Genomic DNA, 18,821 nt, shown 5'->3' on the forward strand with positions numbered 1-18,821 from the left:
GAGGGTGACGGGCTCAGGGGACTGAGTCAGGCCTGACGGAAGCCCAGCACGTCCTGCATGTCGTACAGGCCGGGTCGGCGGGTGCGGACCCAGGCGGCGGCGGCGACGGCGCCCTTGGCGAACAACGCCCTGTCGATCGCGGAATGGCTGAGGGTCAGGACTTCGTCCTCGGAAGCGAACAGGACCGTGTGTTCGCCGATGATGCCGCCGGCGCGGATCGAGGAGAAGCCGATCTTGCCGTTCTCGCGTTCACCCTGAACGCCGTCATAGGGGGCGGAGCGTATGTCGGCGAGATCGGTGAACCGGCCCTCGGCGGCGGCTTCTCCGAGCATCAGGGCGGTGCCCGAGGGGGAATCCACCTTGCGGCGGTGATGGGCCTCGGTGATTTCGATGTCCCAGTCCTGGGCGTCCAGACGCTGGGCCGCGTGCTGGACCAGGCCGATCAGGATGTTCACGCCCAGCGAGAAGTTGCCGCTCTTGACGATGGCGATCTTCTCGGCGGCCTTCACCAACTCGGCCTCCTGCTCCGGGGTGAAGCCGGTCGAGCCGATGACCAGGGCCGGGCCGCCGCGCGCGGCTGCGCCCTGGGCCAGGGCCAGGGAGGCGTCGGGCGTCGAAAAGTCGATGATGACGTCGCACAGCGAGATGTCGGCCGTCTCGCCCCAGTCGAAGCGGGCGGCCACGACCACGTCCTCGCGCGCATCCAGAACCTGGGACACCGCGCGACCCATCCGGCCGCGATAGCCGGAAATGCCGGCGTGGAAGATGGCGCTCAAACCGCGTTCTCTTTCGACCCGTCCGCATCCTGATTGCCCAGGATGTCGGCCCAGAAGCGCTTCGCCTTTCCGGCGAAGCTGGAGTTGCGTGGGTTCTGCCCCTCGCCGAACGACAGGGCAAGCTCTTGCAGCAATTCCTTCTGACGGGGCGTCAGGTCGGTGGGGGTCTCGACGAACAGCTCGACCACCAGATCGCCGCGCGCGCGACCGTTCAGATGGGGCATGCCCTTGCCCTTGATGCGGACCGTCTTGCCGGTCTGGGCGCCGGCGGGCACGGCGACGGAGGCTCTGCACTTGCCGTCACAGGCTTCGGACACCAGGCAGGGAGCCTCGATCTCGCCGCCCAGGGCCGCCACCGTCATCGGTACGGGCACCGTGACCAGCAGGTCCAGGTTGTCGCGTTCGAACAGGTCGTGCGGGGTCACCGACAGGAAGACATACAGGTCGCCGCGCGGGCCGCCGCGCTGACCGGCGTCGCCCTCGCCCGACAGGCGGATGCGCGAGCCGTCGTCGACACCGGCGGGGATCTTCAGGTTCAGGGTGCGGGTCTTGCGGACCTGGCCATGGCCGTGACAGGTCGTGCACGGGTCGGCGATCATCTGGCCCGCGCCGTGGCAGCGGGGGCAGGTCCGCTCGACCTGGAAGAAGCCGTTGGCTTGGCGCACGCGGCCGGCGCCGTTGCAGGTGGTGCAGGTGACCGGTTTGGTGCCCGGCTTGGCGCCTGAGCCCTCACAGGTCTCGCAGGTCAGGGTGGCGGGGATGTCGATCTCGACCTCGGCGCCCTTATAGGCCTGCTCCAGGCTGATCTCGAGGTCATAGCGCAGGTCCGAGCCGCGACGCGGTCCGCCCTGCTGGCCCCGGCCAGCCTGACGTCCGCCGAACGCGTCCCCGAAGGCGTCGCCGAACACCTGGGAAAAGATGTCGTTGATGTCCGAGAAGCCTTGCTGGCCCTGGCCGAAGCCGCCGCCTGCGCCGCCGTTCACGCCCGCATGGCCGAACCGGTCGTAGGCCGCGCGCTTCTGATCGTCCGACAGGACCGTATAGGCCTCGGAGATTTCCTTGAACTTGGCCATCGACTCTTCCGAGCCGCCGTTGCGGTCCGGGTGGTGGATCATGGCCAGTTTGCGATAGGCCGATTTCAGGCCCGGTGCGTCGATCGTGCGTTCGACGCCCAGTATCTCGTAATAGTCACGCGCCATCGGGCGTCAGTCCTCATTACTTCCCCTGCCGCCCGCCCTGAACCTCTGCGGGTTCTGGGCAAGACGGTGTCCCGGCTGACATGGGGGCCGGGACGAATGATGCAAGTTTCATGAAAAGACCCCGCCTATCGCAAGACAAGCGGGGCCGTATCATTTCGCCGACCTGTTGCGGATCAGGCGCTCTTCTTTTCGTCGCCGTCGGCGTCCGAGACGTCCTCGAACTCGGCGTCGACCACGCCGTCGTCGGCCGGCTGGCCTTCGGCGGCTGCGTCGCCCTGTTGCTGGGCGTACATGGCTTCGCCCAGCTTCATCGAGGCCTGGACCAGGGTGTTGGTCTTGGCGCGGATGTCCTCGGCGTCCGTACCCTCGCGGGCGGTCTTCAGCTCGGCCAGGCCGGTCTCGATGGCGGTCTTGACGTCGGCCTCGACCTTGTCGCCGTGTTCGGCCAGGGCCTTCTCGGTCGAGTTGATCAGGCTGTCGGCGGCATTCTGGGCCTCGACCAGATCCTTGCGGACCTTGTCGGCGGCGGCGTTGGCCTCGGCTTCCTTGACCATCTTGTCGATGTCGGCGTCCGACAGGCCGCCGTTGGCCTGGATGCGGATCGACTGTTCCTTGTTGGTCGCCTTGTCCTTGGCCGAGACGTTGACGATGCCGTTGGCGTCGATGTCGAAGGCGACCTCGATCTGCGGCATGCCGCGCGGCGCCGGCGGGATGCCCATCAGGTCGAACTGACCCAGCATCTTGTTGTCGGACGCCATCGGACGCTCGCCCTGGAAGACCCGGATCGTCACGGCCGACTGGTTGTCGTCGGCGGTCGAGAAGGTCTGGCTCTTCTTGGTCGGGATGGTGGTGTTGCGCTCGATCAGGGGCGTGAAGACGCCGCCCAGGGTCTCGATACCCAGGGTCAGGGGCGTCACGTCCAGCAGCAGCACGTCCTTGACGTCGCCTTGCAGAACCCCGGCCTGAACGGCGGCGCCCAGGGCCACGACTTCATCCGGGTTCACGCCCTTGTGCGGCTCCTTGCCGAAGAAGGCCTTCACGGCCTCCTGCACCTTGGGCATGCGGGTCATGCCGCCGACCAGCACGACTTCATCGATATCCGAGGCCTTCAGGCCGGCGTCGGCCAGGGCCTTTTTGCACGGCTCGATGGTGCGGGCGACCAGGTCGTCGACCAGGGCTTCCAGCTTGGCGCGCGACAGTTTGATGTTCAGGTGCAGCGGGCCCGAGGCGTTCATGGTGATGAACGGCAGATTGACCTCGTACTGGGTCGTGGAGCTGAGCTCCTTCTTGGCCTTTTCGGCTTCTTCGCGCAGGCGCTGGAGGGCCAGCTTGTCCTGGCGCAGGTCGACGCCCTGTTCCTTCTTGAACTCGTCGGCCAGATAGTCGGCCAGGCGCACGTCGAAGTCCTCGCCGCCCAGGAAGGTGTCGCCGTTGGTCGACTTCACCTCGAAGACGCCGTCGCCGATCTCCAGGATCGAGACGTCGAAGGTGCCGCCGCCCAGGTCATAGACGGCGATCTTCTGACCGTCGTTCTTCTCCAGGCCATAGGCCAGGGCGGCCGCGGTCGGCTCGTTGATGATGCGCAGGACTTCCAGACCGGCGATCTTGCCGGCGTCCTTGGTGGCCTGACGCTGGCTGTCGTTGAAATAGGCCGGGACGGTGATGACGGCCTGGGTGACCTTCTCGCCCAGATAGGCCTCGGCGGCCTCCTTCATCTTGGTCAGGGTGAAGGCCGAGATCTGCTGCGGCGAATAGTCCTTGCCGTGGGCGCGGACCCAGGCGTCGCCGTTCGGACCCTTGACGATCTCATAGGGCACCATGCCCTTGTCCTTCGCCACGACGGGATCGTCGAAGTTGCGGCCGATCAGGCGCTTGATGGCGAAGAAGGTGTTGGCGGGGTTGGTGACGGCCTGACGCTTGGCCGGCTGACCCACCAGGGTCTCGCCGCCGTCCTGAAGGGCGACCACCGACGGGGTGGTGCGGGCGCCTTCGGCGTTCTCGATCACCTTGGGGCTCTTGCCGTCCATGACGGCCACGCACGAGTTGGTGGTGCCGAGGTCGATGCCGATAATCTTGGCCATGGGCGTACTATTCTCTCCGTATAGGCGGGCGATGCGGCGGCCTTCGATGAAGCGCTGCGCGTGACCGCCCCCTGTGGGTTGGCGTGATTAGTGCCGGATAGCCCCAAACTTCTCGGGGTTTCTCCGAAGCTGGCCCCGATATGGGAAAGTCCCATAGGCCTGCAAGGGCGTTCTGCGATTCAGCGGTGCGGCGGAACCGGTTTTCGCGCAGGATGAGGCGATGTCTGCGATTTCTGAGGTCAAAACCGCCGTCGAGGGCTTCCGCCTTTGGCCCGGCGCCCTGGACGCCCAGGCCCAGGTCGATCTGGTCGACGCGGTGTTCGCGCGGCTGGATGCGGGGCCCTTTTACCAGCCACAGACGCCGGGCGGGCGGCCGTTTTCGGTGCGTATGAGCAATTTCGGGCCGCTGGGCTGGGTCTCGGACCGGGGCGGCTATCGCTATCAGCCGACGCATCCGGAAACGGGGCGGGCCTGGCCGGATATTCCGCCTGTGCTGCTGGACCTTTGGGACGCCACGGTCGGCGGGCCCCGGCGGCCGGACGCCTGTCTGGTCAATCTGTACCGCGATGGGGCGAAGATGGGTCTGCATCAGGACAGGGACGAAGCCGATCTGGGCGCGCCGGTCCTGTCAGTGTCGCTGGGGGACGCGGCGATGTTTCGCATCGGGGCCGCCCAGGGTGGACGCACCACGACGGTGCGCCTGGACAGCGGCGACGTCTGCGCCCTGACGGGCCCGGCGCGACTGGCCCGGCACGGGATCGACCGCGTGCTGGAGGGCTCGTCGCGCCTGATCCCCGGCGGCGGGCGACTGAATCTGACGCTGCGTGTTGCGGGGGTCAGTCCTCGATGACCTCGTGGGCGCCCGCGCCGCCCAGCCGCCAATAGCCGGCGGCCTTCATGGACTTGGCCGAGAAGCCGAGCCCCAGCACGCGCGTCCGCAGGGCCTTTGCCACGGCGGATTCGGCGGCGATCCAGACATAGGCGTCCTTGGGATCCACCCCGGCCAGGGTAGTATCGACCGCCGCAAGCAGGGTCTCGGCCCGGCCGCGCGAGGCGCCGTCACGGACGGCCCAGGTCACGGCGACCTGAGCCGCGCTGTCGAAGGCCAGGGTCGAGTCTGCGTCCGCGACCTCCGCCACCACATGGGCGCGGACGCCGGCGGGCAGTTCCTCCAGACGACGGGCGATGGCGGGCAGGGCCGTTTCGTCGCCGATCAGGACATGGTCGGCGAAGGCGGTGGGGACCACGAACGACCCGCGCGGCCCGCCGACGCCCAGGACCGAGCCGACCTTGGCCGCCATCGCCCATTCGGTCGCCGGACCGCCGTGGCCGACGACAAAGTCCAGCGTCAGGCGGCGGGCGGCGGCGTCATAGGCGCGGGGGGTGTAGTCGCGCGCTACGGGACGGGGCTCAGGGAAGACCGGACCGTCGGGCCCGAGCGTCGGCAGGACCGGGGTCTGGCCCTCGGCGACCGGGAAGATCTTCACATGGTCGTCGAAGCCCAGGGAGACGAAGCCGTCCAGATCTGCGCTCTCCAGCACGATACGGCGATAGGCCGGGGTCAGGTCCTGGACCGCAGCCACGGTCAGGGTGCGGAACTTCAGTTCGTGCCGTACGCGCCGGGGGATGCGCAAGGCGTCGGTCATGCCTGTTCCACCTTGTCGGCGGCCTCGGTTAGGATGGCGGCGATGGCCTGGACCTGGGCCTCGGTCAGGGCGGTCTCGCCCGTCAGACGGCCGTGGATCGTGTGGCGCAGGCGGCCGATGGCGTCCTGGATGGCGGTCGGACGCAGGGCGCGGGCGGCGAACTTGTCCATCGTCGCCTCGGCGGCGCGCAGGACTTCGGCGTTCTCGGCCAGCAGGGCGCGGCCCGCCTCAGTGATCGAATACAGTTTCTTGCCGCCCTGGGCCTCGGACTCCAGCGCGCCCATCTCCTCCAGCAGGGTCAGGCTGGGGTAGATGACGCCGGGGCTGGGCGAATAGGCGCCGCCCAGCCGGGTTTCGACCGCCTTGATCAGTTCATAGCCGTGGCTGGGCTTCTCCGCGATCAACGACAGCAGGACCCAGCGCAGGGTCCCGTGGTCAAACAGGCGCGCGCCGCCGCCGCGTCGGCCGTGGCCGGGACCACGACCCTCGCCGCCTTCCCAGCCCGGCCCGAAGCCCGCGCCGCGTCCGCCGCGCATCGCGCGACCGAAGGCATGGCTAAACCCATGACCGAAGCCGCCGTGGCGGCCGTGTTTTTCGCCGCATCCGTCGCGGCGGCCTTGAAAGATCCCGTTGGACCTCATGATCGACTCCTTTTCGATATATCTATTCACAAGCGATCAGATATATCTGAATGACGAAATGCGCAAGGGGGGGTGGTCTTCTTCGGCGCGGTGCGTCGTAAATCGGGAATGGACGATCTGAAGCGCCGCTGGGCCCGCCTCGAACCCTATCTGACCATCGTCGGCCCTGACGACGACCGGCCCCGGCCCGCCGTTCTGCTGTTCCACGGCTGCGGCGGCCTGCGCGATCATCTGCCCCGTTACGCCGAGGCGGCGAAGGCGGCGGGCTGGCGAGTCTTTATCATCGACTCCTACGGCCCGCGCGGCTGGGGCCGGGCCTTCACCCTGTCGGCGGTCTGCACCGGCCTGGCCTTTCGGGGATACGAGAGGGCCGGCGACGTCCTGGCGGCCATCCAGGGGATTTCGGCCCGGCGCGATGTGGACGCGACCCGGCTAGCCTTGGCCGGCTGGAGCCACGGCGGCTGGTCGATCATGGAGATGATGAGCGCCGACCCCGCGCCAAACACCCTGGGCGTGGCCGATCCCGGCGCGGCCGACCTGTCGGGGGTGCGGGCCGTCTGGCTGGCCTATCCCTATATCGGGCCGTTCGCCTTCAACCGGATGAAGCCCTGGCGGCACTGCCCCAAGGTGCTGGCCGTGACCTGCAAGCGCGACCACCTTACCACGGTGCGCAACGCCGAACAGGTCAACGCCATGATCCGCAACTGCGGCGCCGAGGTCGAAAGCTGGGTCGCGGCCGGCACCCACGCCTTCGACGAGCCGACCAACAACGGCCCGATGCGTCACGACCCGGATCTGACCGAAGACTCGCTGCGCCGCTTCCGCGCCTTCCTCACGGACGTGGTCCCGAGCCTTCCCTAACCGATCGTGGCGACCGTGGTGATGGTCGCCCGCACCGAATGGGCCATTTCGCAGTGGTCGTGAGCTTGGTGGTGCAGGGCGTCCAGCTCTTCCTGGCTGGGCACCCGGCCGGTGAAACTGGTGCAGGGGTTCAGGGTCACCTCGGCGATATAGCTGCGCCCCTGTTCGTTCTTGCCCATCTTGCCGAAGGCCTCGTCAACATAGGTGTCGATCACCAGTCCGGCGTTGGCGGCGAAGGCTAGGAACCACAGCATGTGGCAGCTCGAAAGGGATGCGATCATCGCCTCTTCCGGGTCGATGGCCGAGGGATCGGACATGGGAACCGGCACGCTGACCGGGGACGAGGAGCCGGGCGCCGTGGCCCCGCCGTCGAACGACCAGCTGTGGGCGCGGCTGTAGCGCTTGTCGAGGAAGGGCTGGTCGCCCCGGCTCCAGGCAATTCTGGCTTCGTATTGGCCCATGGTCGGTCCCCGTTTCAGTCGGCCAGGATGGTATAGACCATCGGCGCCCGAACCTCGAAGCCCAGAGAGCGATAGAAGGCGATGGTTCCATCGTGATCGGCGAAGGCGTGCAGGAAGGCCGCTTCGCCCGAGGCATGGATCTCGCCGACCACGGCCCGCGACAGGGCCGCAGCATAACCCTTGCCGCGATGATCGGGGTGGGTGCAGACCCCGCTCAGTTCAGTGAAGCCGTCGACCCGCAACCGCCGCCCGGCCATAGCGACCAGAACCCCGTCCTGCTTGATTCCGACGAAAGGGCCCAGCTCTCGCGTCTTCGAACGGAAGGGGCCGGGCCGGGTCAGCAGGGCCAACTCCAGCATGGCCGGGGCGTCGGCCTGGGTCAGGGCCTCCATCTCGATCTCAGGCGCGCGGGCCGCGATCAGGACAGTCGAGATCATCTGCACCAGGCCGATGCGGCGGTCGACGGAGATCCCGTCCGGCAGGACGTCGACCATCGGCCCGTCGGCGCGTTCGAGGAGGCTGGCGGCCGAATGTAGCCGGGCCAGTTTGGTCAGGCGGGCGCGGCTTTCGGGCGACGCGTCGGCGGCGGAGACGAAGACCCCGACCTCAGGATCAATCCGTACCGCCCGCGCGTCGGAATCCCCCGTCGTGAAGGATGACAGGCGGGTGGTCAGAGCATTCCAGACAGCGCGGTCGAGGGGGTGGGGCAATCGTGTCTACCTGCTTGCCTGGAACTGGCTGATGCTGCCTAAAGGCAAGGCGCGCACCCTTCTATCACCGGGGCGACGGCGTTGGCGGACCCATGGGCTCGGCGTTGACGGTGAGCGTTCCTGCCTTTTCGAAAACCAGGGTCACCGTCATCCGCGCCGGCGGCACATCCGGTCCCGTAACGTTGACAAGTCTAGCCGATATGCGGGTAAGGCCTGGGCGAATTGTTGTGTCGCCATCCACCCCATTCGTCGGCTCGCCGTTGACGAACGACTGGATCTGGAGATTTTCCACAGCGCCTGCCGTCGTGCTCGCAGAGAGCAGCCTATCGTTCTCGGACCCGGCGTTCCTCACTTGAATCGAAAGTAGGCCCAGCCGGTGATCGCCCGCATCCTTACCGTCCGGTATATGAAGCGTATACGTCGCAACCCGCGCCTGACCTACCCAGACAGGGCCAGAGGTCGCGATCGCGGGCGTCGTGTCCACAGCCGTGACCTGTGCAGCCAAGGCCAGCAGTAATGTGAACATCAAACCCTCCAGAATCCCACGATCTTCTTGACCTCGTCCACCACCGGATCGGCGATTTCGGCGGCGCGTTCGGCGCCGTCCTTCAGCACGCGGTCGATCTCAGCCGGGTCGTCCATCAGGCGGCGCATCTCGGCCGTGACCGGGGCCAGGGAGGCCACGGCCAGGTCGGCCAGGGCCGGCTTGAAGGCGCCGAAGCCCTGGCCGCCGAACTGTTCGATCACCTGTTCGCGCGTCAGCCCGGCCAGGGCGGCGTAGATGGCCACCAAGTTCTTGGCCTCGGGCCGGTCGTTCAGGCCGTCCAGGGTTTCCGGCAGGGGCTCGGGATCGGTCTTGGCCTTGCGGATCTTGGACGCGATCGTGTCGGCGTCGTCGGTCAGGTTGATGCGGCTGTTGTCGGACGGATCCGACTTGGACATCTTGGCCGCCCCGTCGCGCAGGGACATGACGCGCGTCGCCGGTCCCTGAATGATGGGCTCGGGCACGGGGAAATAGCCGGGGACGCCGAAATCGTTGTTGAACTTGGCGGCGATGTCGCGGGTCAGTTCCAGATGCTGTTTCTGGTCCTCGCCGACCGGCACCTCGGTCGCCTTGTACAGCAGGATGTCGGCGGCCTGGAGCACGGGATAGGTGTAGAGGCCGACCGAGGCCCGCTCCTTGTGCTTGCCCGACTTCTCCTTGAACTGGGTCATCCGGTCCAGCCAGCCCAGGCGGGCGACGCAGTTGAAGATCCAGGCCAGTTCGGCGTGGGCGCGGACGGCGGACTGCGGGAAGATGATCGACTTGGCCGGATCCAGGCCCGAGGCCAGATAGGCGGCGGCGATCTCGCGCGTCTGGGCCGCCAGCTTCTCGGGCTTCTGCCAGACGGTGATGGCGTGCAGGTCGGCGACGAAGACGAAGACCGGCGCGCCCTGGTCCTGCAGTTCGACGAACCGCTTCAGGGCACCGAGATAGTTGCCCAGGTGCAGGGCGCCCGACGCCTGGATGCCGGACAGGATGCGGCGTGGGCCGGTGTAGAGGGCCGGGGGAGTTTGATCGGTCATGGATTCGGGTCTCGAAAAGTCAGGGTCAGGCGGGACGAAGGGTGCGGCGGTTCAGCCGCGCCATCGCCGGTCGAAGATCGGGCCCGAAAGGATCATGGCTCGCGCTTATCGCCTTGGCGGGGTTCAGTCCAGACCGGACACGGCCGAACCGCCGGGCTCGCGGCGCAGCGTCGCCTTCAGCTCGGACAGGGTGACGGCGCGGAAGGCCAGCAGACAGGCGCCATAGACGCCGGCGCCCAGGCCGCAGACCGCCAGGACGGCGATCTCCTTGGCCAGCAGCACCTGGCTGAGCAGTTCATAGTTGATCCCCGCCAGCAGCAGCAGGCCGGCCATGACCGCGCTGGCGGCCAGGACGCGGGCGATGCGCGAGACGAAGGCCGGCGACGGCCGCCAGCTGTTCTCGCGGACCAGAACCCCGGCCAGCAGGCCGACATTGATCCAGGCCGAGGCGCTGGTGGCGATGGCCAGGCCCAGCACGCCGTCCCAGCCCAGAGCGCCGAACCAGAAGAACAGGCCGGAGCCCAGGACGACGGTGATGATCACGGCGGCGACGGCGAAATACATGGGCCGGCGCGTGTCCTCGCGCGCGAAGAAGGGCGGGGTCAGGACCTTGGCCAGGACGAAGGCCGGCACGCCCCAGGCGAACTGGCGCAGCACGTCGGCGGTGCGGGCGGCGTCGGCGCTGGTGAAGGCGCCGCGCGTCACCGTGGCGTCGATGATGAAGAAGGGAATGACGAACAGGGCCACGGCGGCGGGCAGGGTGAAGGCCATGGCCAGGTTGATCCCGTCGTCCAGCGTCTTCTGCCCGCCCTCGTGGTCGCCGGAGACGAAGGCCCGCGTCAGGCGCGGCACCAGGGCCAGGCCGATGGCCACCCCGACCAGGCCCAGCGGCAGCTGATACAGGCGGTCGGCGTTGTACAGCACCGAACGGGCGCCGGCGTCCGATCCGGCCAAGACCTGGGAGACGACCGAGTTGACCTGCATGGCGCCCCCGGCCATGGCGCCGGGCACGGCCAGGGCCAGGGCGCGCTTCACATTGGGCGTCAGGCGCGGCAGGCCCAGCTTCAGCTTCACGCCCAGACGGCGCACCCCCCACCACAACAGAGCCGCCTGGATCACGCCCGAGACCGTGACGGCGGCGCTGGTGGCCAAAAGCACGGCTTCCGGCGAAACCGTCAGCACGAAGCCGCTGATCAGCGGGGCCAGGGTGCACAGGTTCAGGAACACCGGCACCGCCGCCGACAGGGCGAACCGCCCGCCGGTGTTCAGCACCCCCGACAACAGGGAGGCGATGGTCATACAGGCCAGATAGGGCATGGCCAGCTGGGTCGCGATCACCGCGACCCGCATCACTTCGGCGTCGTCCTTCCACGCCGACAGCAGCAGCGGCACGATCCAGGGCATGGCGACCTGCAACAGGATGCAGAAGGCCGCGACCACGGCGAACATGAAGGACATGGCCTCCGACGCCGTCACCGCCGCCGCCGCGTCGCCCTCGCGCGTCTTGACCCCGCCATAGACCGGCACGAAGGCCTGGGCGAAGGCGCCCTCGGCGAACAGGCGTCGGAACATGTTGGGCAGCATCAGGGCCGTGGACCAGACGTCCATCAGCGCCCCCTGGCCGAAGTTGGCCGACAGGGCCAGATCGCGTCCGAAACCGAGCAGGCGGCTGCCTAGCGTCAGGGTCGACTGAACCAGGGTGTTGCGGGCGAGGCTCATGCGAAATCCGAAATTCTATCTCCCGCTCATCCCCGCGAAAGCGGGGACCCAGTGCTTTCGCGGCGCAAGCCTGTCCGGGATCGACGACGTCGATGCGGGAAAGACTGGATCGCCTAAAGATCTGGGTCCCCGCTTTCGCGGGGATGAGCGGATGTCTTGTCTCGCTTAGCGCGCTTCCGGCGGCGGCGATACGGGCTTGGCGCGGGTCCGGCGACCCAGGTCCGAGACGTCGCGGGCGCTGGCGCGAGCCGAGGCGACCTTGCGGCCCTCGGGCGCCGGGGCGCGGCTGTCCAGCACGGCTTCCAGCGCGGCGCGCAGTTCGGCGATGCGCTGTTCGGAGGTGATCTTGCGGCCCTTGCCGTCCACCACATAGAAGCTGTCCACCGCCCGTTCGCCATAGCTGGCGACATGGGCCGAGCGGATGTTCAGCCCCTCGTCGTTGAAGACCCGTGACAGGGCCGCCAGCAGGCCCGGCCGGTCGGCGCCCGACACCTCGACCACCGTGGCCGCCTCGCTGGCGTGGTGATCGACCATGACCACGGGCCGGACCTCGAAGGCGGCCTTGCGGGCGTTGCCGGCGGGGGCGGGGGCCTTGCTGATACGGCCCTCGCCGCGCGCGGCTTTCTCCAGCGCGTCGGTCAGGGCCTTGAGCCGGCGGGGTTCGGCCTGGCCATAGGGCAGGCCCGCCCCGTCCTGCACCCGGAAGACGTCCAGGACCACGCCCTCGCTGGTCGTCGCCACCCGGGCGTCGGTGACGTCGGCGCCCAAGGCGGCCATGGTCTGGGCCAGGTCGGCGAACAGGCCGGGCCTGTCGGTGGCGGCGATGGAGATTTCGGTGGCCTGGACCGGCAGGCCCAAGACCGGGGTCAGGGGCGCGGCCTGGGCGGCGGCGCCGGTCTGACGCGCCCGCTGCACCAGGGCGGGATGCGCCGCCAGCGGATTCTCGCGCGCCACGTCCTCGCCGCGGAACAGGGCGGCGACCTGGTCATAGAGGGTGCGCATCAACTGACCCTTCCAGCCGTTCCAGACGCCCGGCCCCACGGCGCGGATATCGGCCACGGTCAGGACCAGCAGCATCCGCAGCCGCTCGGGATCGCCGACCAGCTCGGCGAAGGCGCGAATGGTGGCCGGATCGGACAGATCGCGCTTCTGGGCATAGTCGGACAGGGCCAGGTGGCTGCGGACCAGCCAGACCACCAGTTCGATGCGGCGCGGATCGACGCCCAGTCGTTCGCAGGCCCGGCGCGCGGCGATGGCCCCGTCCTCCAGCTGCCCCCGTTCTCCGCCCTTTCCGACGTCGTGCAGCAGCATGCCCAGCATCAGGGCTTCCATATCCGAGATCAGGTGCACGATCTCCGACGCCATCGGGTGGTCGGACTTCAGCTTGCCGCGCGCGATGTCGTTGATGAAGCCGATGGCCTGGAGCGTGTGCTCGTCCACCGTATAGGCGTGGTACATGTTGAACTGGGTCTGGCCGACGATCCGCCCCCATTCGGGCAGGAACCGCCCCAGCAGGCCGGTCTCGTTCATGAGGGTCAGGGTGCGGTACGGCCTCTGGCCATGGGCCAGGACGCTGAGGAAGGCCCGCGTCGCCTCCGGATCGCGCCGCAGCCTGGGCGTCACCAGCGACAGGGACCGGGTCACGGCCGAAAAGGCGTCGGGGTGCAGGTCCAGGTCGTGCCGGTCGGCATAGACGAACAGGCTCAGCAGCTTGACCGGATCGCGCTCGAACACCGTCGCGTCCTCGACCGACAGCCGGCCCTGATCGACCCAGAAGCCCTCGATCTCCAGCTTGCGGCGGTTGGTCCGGAACGGGATCATCAGGCGCGACAGGCCCTGGGCCGTCTTCTGGTGCCGGGCCTCCAGCTTGGCCGACATGGCCCGCGTCAGGGCGCCGACGTCGCGCGCGATCAGGAAATATCGGCGCATGAACCGCTCCACCGCCGGTTCGTCGCCCCGCCCCTGCCAACCCATCCGCCGCGCGACCTCGGGCTGCATGTCGAAGGTCAGCTTCTCCTCCGCCCGTCCGGCGACCAGGTGCAGATGGATCCGCACCCGCCACAGGAAGTCGAAGGCGTCGTCGGAGGCGCGTCGCTCGCGCGGGGTGAACAGTTCGTCCATCACCGTCGCGCCCAGCCGGCTGTCGGGCGCCAGGGATCGGGCGATCCAGTACAGGGTGTTGAGGTCGCGCAGCCCCCCTTTGCCGTCCTTGACGTTGGGCTCGACCTTGTAGCGGGTCACCCCGGCCTTCTGGTGTCGGGCGGCGCGCTCCTCCAGCTTGGCGGCGATGAAGGGGCGGGGGTCGGCCTTGGCCACCATGTCGCGGAACCGGCCGATCATCAGGTCCGACAGCCGGTCGTCCCCGGCCAGGTGCCGGGCCTCCAGCAGGGTGGTCCGCACCGTCATGTCGGTGCGCCCCAGGGTCAGGCATTCCTCGACCGATCGCACGGCCGGCCCGACCTTGATGCCCAGATCCCACAGCACATAGAGGACGAATTCGATCACCGTCCCGCCGCGCGGCGTGGCCTTGGCGGGCCGCAGGAACAGCAGGTCCAGGTCGGAATAGGGCGCCAGAACGCCCCGGCCATAACCGCCGACCGCCACCAGCGACAACCGTTCGCTCTCGACGGCCGAAACGGGGAACAGCACCTCGGTTGTGACCCGCCACAGGGCCGCCAGCATGTCGTCGGCGGCTGTGGCGTAGATGCGGGCGACCTCGCGCCCCTTCATGCCCCCGTCCAGCTTGCGCTCGGCGCGGGCGCGGGCGGCGTCGTAACTGTCGCGCAAAACGGACGCGACCGCCGCGCGCGGATCTCCCGCGCGGGCGGCCTCGTCAAGGCGGTCATCCAGACTGAGCGAAACGGTCATGTCAGCCTTCTATAGGCCACATCCCCCTTCGCGTCCGTGAACGACGGTAATTACTCCGGACGAACGCGCTTCTTGCGGAACGACGGGTTCAGGGTCTGCTTGCGCAGGCGGATGGACTTCGGCGTAACCTCGACCAGCTCATCGTCGTCGATATAGGCGATGGCCTGTTCCAGCGACATCTGGCGCGGCGGGGTCAGGCGCACGGCCTCGTCCTTGCCGGAGGCGCGGACGTTGGTCAGTTGCTTGCCCTTGATCGGGTTGACGTCCAGGTCGTCCCAGCGCGCGTTCTCGCCGATGATCATGCCCTGGTAGGTCTTCTCGCCGGCGCCGACGAACATGACGCCGCGATCTTCCAGGTTCCACAGGGCGAAGGCCGCCGTGTCGCCGTCGGAGTTCGAGATCAGCACGCCCTTCAGACGGCCGGCGATCGCGCCCTTGTATTCTTCGTAGTGGCTGAAGACCCGGTTCAGCACGCCCGAACCGCGCGTGTCGGTCAGGAACTCGCCTTGATAGCCGATCAGTGAGCGCGACGGGCATTTCAGGCTGATGCGGGTCTTGCCGGCGCCCGACGGGCCCATGTCGGTCATTTCGGCCTTACGGGCCGACAGCTTCTCGATGACGATGCCCGAGAACTCGTCGTCCACGTCGATCATGACGTCTTCGATGGGCTCCATCTTCTCGCCGTTAGGGCCTTCCTGGAAGACCACGCGCGGACGCGAGATCGAGACCTCGAAGCCTTCCCGGCGCATGTTCTCGATCAGAACGCCCAGCTGTAGTTCGCCACGGCCCGCGACCTCATAGGCGTCGCCGCCTTCAGTGGTGGTGACGCGGATGGCGACGTTGGCTTCGGCTTCCTTCAGCAGACGGTCACGGATGACGCGCGACTGAACCTTGTCGCCTTCGCGGCCGGCCAGGGGGCTGTCATTGACCGAGACGGTCATGGAGATGGTCGGCGGATCGATGGGTTGAGCGGGAAGCGCATCGACGACTTCCATGGCGCACAGGGTGTCGGCCACGGTGGCCTTGGACATGCCGGCGATGGCGACGATGTCGCCCGCTTCCGAACCCTCGTCCAGGGCCTGACGCTTCAGGCCGCGGAAGGCCAAGACCTTGGTGATGCGGCCGCGTTCGATTTCCTTGCCTTCACGGTCCAGGGCGTGGATCGCCATGCCGGGGACGGCCTTGCCGCTCTCGATCCGGCCGGTCAGGATCCGGCCCAGGAAGGGGTCGGACTCGATCAGCACGTTCAGCATCTGGAACGGCTTGTCCTTGTTTTCTTGAACCTTGGGCGGCGGGACGTGGTCGACGATCAGGTCGAACAGCGGGGCCAGGTTGTCGTTGGGCTGGTTCAGATCCATCGTCGCCCAGCCGTTGCGGCCCGAGGCGTAGATGTGGGGGAAGTCCAGCTGCTCGTCCGTCGCGCCGATGGCGGCGAACAGGTCGAAGGTCTCGTTGTGGACGCGGTCCGGATCGGCGTGGGCGCGGTCAACCTTGTTGATGCACAGGATCGGACGCAGGCCCATCTTCAGGGCCTTGGTCAAGACGAACTTGGTCTGGGGCATGACGCCCTCTTCGGCGTCCACCAGGATGACGCAGCCGTCCACCATGCCCAGGATGCGCTCGACTTCGCCGCCGAAGTCGGCGTGGCCGGGGGTGTCGATGATGTTGATGCGGGTTTCACCGGCCTTGCCGTTCCAAAGCACCGAGGTGCACTTGGCCAGGATGGTGATGCCACGCTCCTTTTCCTGGTCGTTCGAGTCCATGGCGCGCTCGGTGGTCGCCTCATTGGCTCGGAAGACGCCGGACTGGGCGAGCAGTTGGTCCACCAGGGTCGTCTTACCGTGGTCGACGTGGGCGATGATGGCGACGTTGCGCAGGTTCATTTGATAATCGCGAAAAGGCGCGGCCGGGATGCAGGCGGCCGCTGGTCATGAAAAGGCATGCAGGGAGCGCGCGCCTCTTACAGGCATGTGGACGGAAAGACCAGAGCAGGCGTTTCGCCGCCACGGATCAAGCGCGTCTTAAGCGTCCTGAAGGTCACGCATCATATAGCGGGCGTCGGATCCGTAGCTGGCCAGTTTCGCCGCCATGCCGGGGGTTTCGCGTTCCGCAAAACCGTGGCGGGACCAGAAATCCACAGCGTCGTTGACCGCGACCAGGGCGACGGCGGGCCAGCCGTCCTCGGCCGCCTGATCGGCCAGTCGCTCGATGACGGCGCGCGTGACCCCACCGCCGCGCGCCTGAGGGTGCACGGCCAGGTCGTGCAGATAGATCAGGTCCGGATCGGCCGGCAGGCCCTCGATCACCGTGTTCAACGGCGGTGCGCTGTCGGCCCGCCACGGATAGGCGATCAGATAGCCCTTGGCCGGGGCGTCGCCGTCCGCCAGCACGAAACAGCCGCGCGGATAGAGCGCCAGCCGGTTCTGGAAACAGGCCCGGTCCTCGAAATGGTCGGGAAACGACAGGCGGGCGACCTCGACCACGGCGTCGATGTCGGCCGGCCGCATCGGCCGCCAGCCTAGCTGGGGCAGCGCACGTTCAACTCCGCCTTGTGGAAGCGCCATCGGATGATCCTCTCCTGACCGTCCAGCACGCCTTCGATCCGGGCGTTCAGGACATCGCCGTCCCGTTCATAGACGACGCGTTTGGGAAAGTCGTCGTCGGACGCCTGTTCGAACACCACGCGGGTCGGGCCGGAGGCGACGACTGGAAACATCGTCGGGGCCTGGCCTTCGGGATGGGCGAAATAGGCCAGCGGGGCGGCCGGGGTCGGATCGATCGGCGCGATGCGTGACAGCTCCCACCCCGCCCGACCCCCGCGCACGGTCAGCGACGTCCCGAGCATCAGGTTCAGACGCGGGTCGGTCCAGGTCTCCGACACTTCGCGCCCCGGTTCGCAGGACAGCCAATAGCCGGCCATCCAGCCCAGGTCGGGGCGCAGGTCCGGCGCGGGGGCCGCCTGCAGGGCGGCGGCGAGAAGCAGCGGGGTCAGCATGGTCGGTTTCCCTCTCCGGTCGATAGCGACAGGCTAGGCGGCGTGCGGCCCCGCCGGCTTGTAGGTTTGCGACGCGATGGCTCGGGCCAGCGCCTGCTGTTCCCGCGCCCAGTCGGTGGCGGTGCAGCCGAGGAACCGCCGGAAGTCGCGCGCCATCTGCGGCTGGTCGAAATAGCCGGCCTCCAGCCCTGCCGCCAGCCAACCCTCGGTCTCGCCGTCCGGCTGGGCCGCGTGGTCGAACACCCGACGAAAGCGGAAAATCGAACGCAGCAGGCGGGGCGAGACTCCGACCCGGTCGGCGAAGCGCCGCTGAAGCGCCCGTTGCTCCCCCGGCGACCGAGGCGGCGCAGGCTGCTCGGCGGCGGCCTCATCGATCTCGGCGCGGACCATCGGATCAATCGTCCAGTTCTCGTGCTGCTTCTGGTGGGTCAGCCAGGCGACGAAGGCCGCCGCCTGCCCTGCGGGATCGCCCTTTGGCGGATCGAACCCGGCCAGACGTTCAACCATGTTCAGTCGTCGGTCGGTCGCCTCGTTCAACGGCCGACCCAGAAAATCCCGCGCCCCGTCCGGCTCGAACCGGACGGAGACCAGTTCGGTCGGCCCGGTCGGCTTCATGGCCAGGGGCCGGGTCATCTGGCCGGCGAACAGGGCCGAGGGCTGAAGGTGGAATGCGCCGTCCTCGCCCTGTTCGGCATAGGGGGCGCCGATGTCGAACACCAGTTCGGGGCAGCCGTCGGGAGCGATGCGCTGGATCGTCGGCGTCGGACCCGGGGCGGCGTAGGTCCAGAGGACCCGGACGAAGGGCCGCAGCGCCGGCGGCGGCGCGAACTCCTGATACCGTTCCTCCCCCGAGGCCACCTCAGTTGACCTTGGATGGGTCCGGCGGCGGGGCGGGCAGGGCGGCCACCGGCACGCCGTCCTCCTTCAGCTTCTTCACCTCGGCAGGCGTGGCCTCGCCATAGATCTCGCGCTTTTCGGAGCGGCCCTCGTGGATGTCGCGGGCCTCGCGGGCGAACGCATCGCCCACATAGTCGAAGTTCGCCTCCACATGGGCGCGCACCTCGCGCGCCGCCTCCATCATCATGGTCTGCATCCGGGCGGCGACGTCGGGCGGGGTCGCCGTTTTCCGCGTTCCGCTGACCGCGGGGGCCATGATCGCCTTCTGCACCGCGCGCGAGCCGCAGAAGGGGCATTCGACCAGGCCGCGCGCCGCCTGATCGTCATAGTCGGAGGACGAGCCGAACCAGGCCTCGAAGTCATGGGCCTGGTCGCAGTTGAGGGCGTAGCGGATCATGAGC

Annotated in this window: 18 protein-coding genes; 2 read left to right on the forward strand and 16 right to left on the reverse strand. The window is 68.1% G+C overall.

Annotated features, from left to right (window positions below; all coding sequences use genetic code 11):
* Window positions 1–26: 26 nt before the first annotated feature.
* The 3 genes from dapB to dnaK form a co-directional block, all read right to left on the reverse strand.
* Window positions 27–776 carry a 4-hydroxy-tetrahydrodipicolinate reductase gene (gene dapB, locus PKE72_RS11940; protein ID WP_271165603.1) on the reverse strand — a complete coding sequence of 250 codons (750 nt, stop codon included), beginning with the start codon at window positions 774–776 and terminating at the stop codon, window positions 27–29.
* Window positions 773–1,975 carry a molecular chaperone DnaJ gene (dnaJ, locus tag PKE72_RS11945; protein WP_271165604.1) on the reverse strand — a complete coding sequence of 401 codons (1,203 nt, stop codon included), beginning with the start codon at window positions 1,973–1,975 and terminating at the stop codon, window positions 773–775. The genes dapB and dnaJ overlap by 4 nt, the downstream gene beginning before the upstream one ends.
* Window positions 1,976–2,148: 173 nt before the next feature.
* Complete coding sequence (gene dnaK / locus PKE72_RS11950) at window positions 2,149–4,056, reverse strand: molecular chaperone DnaK (RefSeq protein ID WP_271165605.1); 1,908 nt, start codon at window positions 4,054–4,056, stop codon at window positions 2,149–2,151.
* Between the two features lie 220 nt (window positions 4,057–4,276).
* Between dnaK and PKE72_RS11955 the strand changes: the two genes are divergently transcribed.
* Window positions 4,277–4,906: an alpha-ketoglutarate-dependent dioxygenase AlkB gene (locus PKE72_RS11955; RefSeq protein ID WP_271165606.1), complete on the forward strand. Its 630-nt coding sequence runs from the start codon at window positions 4,277–4,279 to the stop codon at window positions 4,904–4,906.
* Here the strand turns inward: PKE72_RS11955 and PKE72_RS11960 are convergent.
* Together PKE72_RS11960 and PKE72_RS11965 are read right to left on the reverse strand one after the other, a co-directional pair.
* Complete coding sequence (locus PKE72_RS11960) at window positions 4,893–5,702, reverse strand: siderophore-interacting protein (protein ID WP_271165607.1); 810 nt, start codon at window positions 5,700–5,702, stop codon at window positions 4,893–4,895. The genes PKE72_RS11955 and PKE72_RS11960 overlap by 14 nt on opposite strands.
* On the reverse strand, window positions 5,699–6,343 hold the full coding sequence (locus tag PKE72_RS11965) for a PadR family transcriptional regulator (RefSeq protein ID WP_271165608.1): 645 nt from the start codon (window positions 6,341–6,343) through the stop codon (window positions 5,699–5,701). The genes PKE72_RS11960 and PKE72_RS11965 overlap by 4 nt, the downstream gene beginning before the upstream one ends.
* 108 nt (window positions 6,344–6,451) lie before the next feature.
* Here PKE72_RS11965 and PKE72_RS11970 point away from each other — a divergent pair, with 108 nt between their 5' ends.
* Entirely contained in the window at window positions 6,452–7,204 is a 753-nt protein-coding gene (locus PKE72_RS11970) for a dienelactone hydrolase family protein (RefSeq protein WP_271165609.1), read from the forward strand.
* Here PKE72_RS11970 and PKE72_RS11975 read toward each other — a convergent pair.
* The 11 genes from PKE72_RS11975 to PKE72_RS12025 all read right to left on the reverse strand — a co-directional run bounded on the left by PKE72_RS11975 (window position 7,201) and on the right by PKE72_RS12025 (window position 18,817).
* Window positions 7,201–7,665 (reverse strand): OsmC family protein, encoded by a 465-nt coding sequence (locus tag PKE72_RS11975; RefSeq protein ID WP_271165610.1) that lies wholly within the window; start codon window positions 7,663–7,665, stop codon window positions 7,201–7,203. The genes PKE72_RS11970 and PKE72_RS11975 overlap by 4 nt on opposite strands.
* A gap of 14 nt (window positions 7,666–7,679) precedes the next feature.
* Window positions 7,680–8,375 (reverse strand): GNAT family N-acetyltransferase, encoded by a 696-nt coding sequence (locus tag PKE72_RS11980; RefSeq protein WP_271165611.1) that lies wholly within the window; start codon window positions 8,373–8,375, stop codon window positions 7,680–7,682.
* 64 nt (window positions 8,376–8,439) lie between these two features.
* Entirely contained in the window at window positions 8,440–8,901 is a 462-nt protein-coding gene (locus PKE72_RS11985; RefSeq protein ID WP_271165612.1) for a copper chaperone PCu(A)C, read from the reverse strand.
* Window positions 8,901–9,941 carry a tryptophan--tRNA ligase gene (gene trpS, locus PKE72_RS11990; RefSeq protein WP_271165613.1) on the reverse strand — a complete coding sequence of 347 codons (1,041 nt, stop codon included), beginning with the start codon at window positions 9,939–9,941 and terminating at the stop codon, window positions 8,901–8,903. The genes PKE72_RS11985 and trpS overlap by 1 nt, the downstream gene beginning before the upstream one ends.
* Window positions 9,942–10,064: 123 nt before the next feature.
* Window positions 10,065–11,660 (reverse strand): murein biosynthesis integral membrane protein MurJ, encoded by a 1,596-nt coding sequence (gene murJ, locus PKE72_RS11995; protein WP_271165614.1) that lies wholly within the window; start codon window positions 11,658–11,660, stop codon window positions 10,065–10,067.
* Between the two features lie 165 nt (window positions 11,661–11,825).
* Complete coding sequence (gene glnD, locus PKE72_RS12000) at window positions 11,826–14,528, reverse strand: [protein-PII] uridylyltransferase (protein WP_271165615.1); 2,703 nt, start codon at window positions 14,526–14,528, stop codon at window positions 11,826–11,828.
* A gap of 50 nt (window positions 14,529–14,578) precedes the next feature.
* The gene (gene typA, locus PKE72_RS12005) at window positions 14,579–16,411 is read right to left on the reverse strand and encodes a translational GTPase TypA (protein ID WP_271165616.1); all 1,833 of its coding nucleotides are present in this window, start codon (window positions 16,409–16,411) and stop codon (window positions 14,579–14,581) included.
* A gap of 138 nt (window positions 16,412–16,549) precedes the next feature.
* The gene (locus tag PKE72_RS12010) at window positions 16,550–17,035 is read right to left on the reverse strand and encodes a GNAT family N-acetyltransferase (protein ID WP_271165617.1); all 486 of its coding nucleotides are present in this window, start codon (window positions 17,033–17,035) and stop codon (window positions 16,550–16,552) included.
* 11 nt (window positions 17,036–17,046) lie between these two features.
* The gene (locus PKE72_RS12015; RefSeq protein ID WP_271165618.1) at window positions 17,047–17,523 is read right to left on the reverse strand and encodes a DUF6265 family protein; all 477 of its coding nucleotides are present in this window, start codon (window positions 17,521–17,523) and stop codon (window positions 17,047–17,049) included.
* 33 nt (window positions 17,524–17,556) lie between these two features.
* Window positions 17,557–18,381: an AraC family transcriptional regulator gene (locus PKE72_RS12020; protein ID WP_271165619.1), complete on the reverse strand. Its 825-nt coding sequence runs from the start codon at window positions 18,379–18,381 to the stop codon at window positions 17,557–17,559.
* Window position 18,382: 1 nt separating this feature from the next.
* Window positions 18,383–18,817, reverse strand: a complete 435-nt coding sequence (locus PKE72_RS12025; RefSeq protein ID WP_271165620.1) for a DUF1178 family protein — start codon at window positions 18,815–18,817, stop codon at window positions 18,383–18,385.
* Window positions 18,818–18,821: the final 4 nt, after the last annotated feature.

The sequence above is a fragment of the Brevundimonas intermedia genome, assembly GCF_027922165.1.
Classification (GTDB): Bacteria; Pseudomonadota; Alphaproteobacteria; order Caulobacterales; family Caulobacteraceae; genus Brevundimonas; species Brevundimonas intermedia.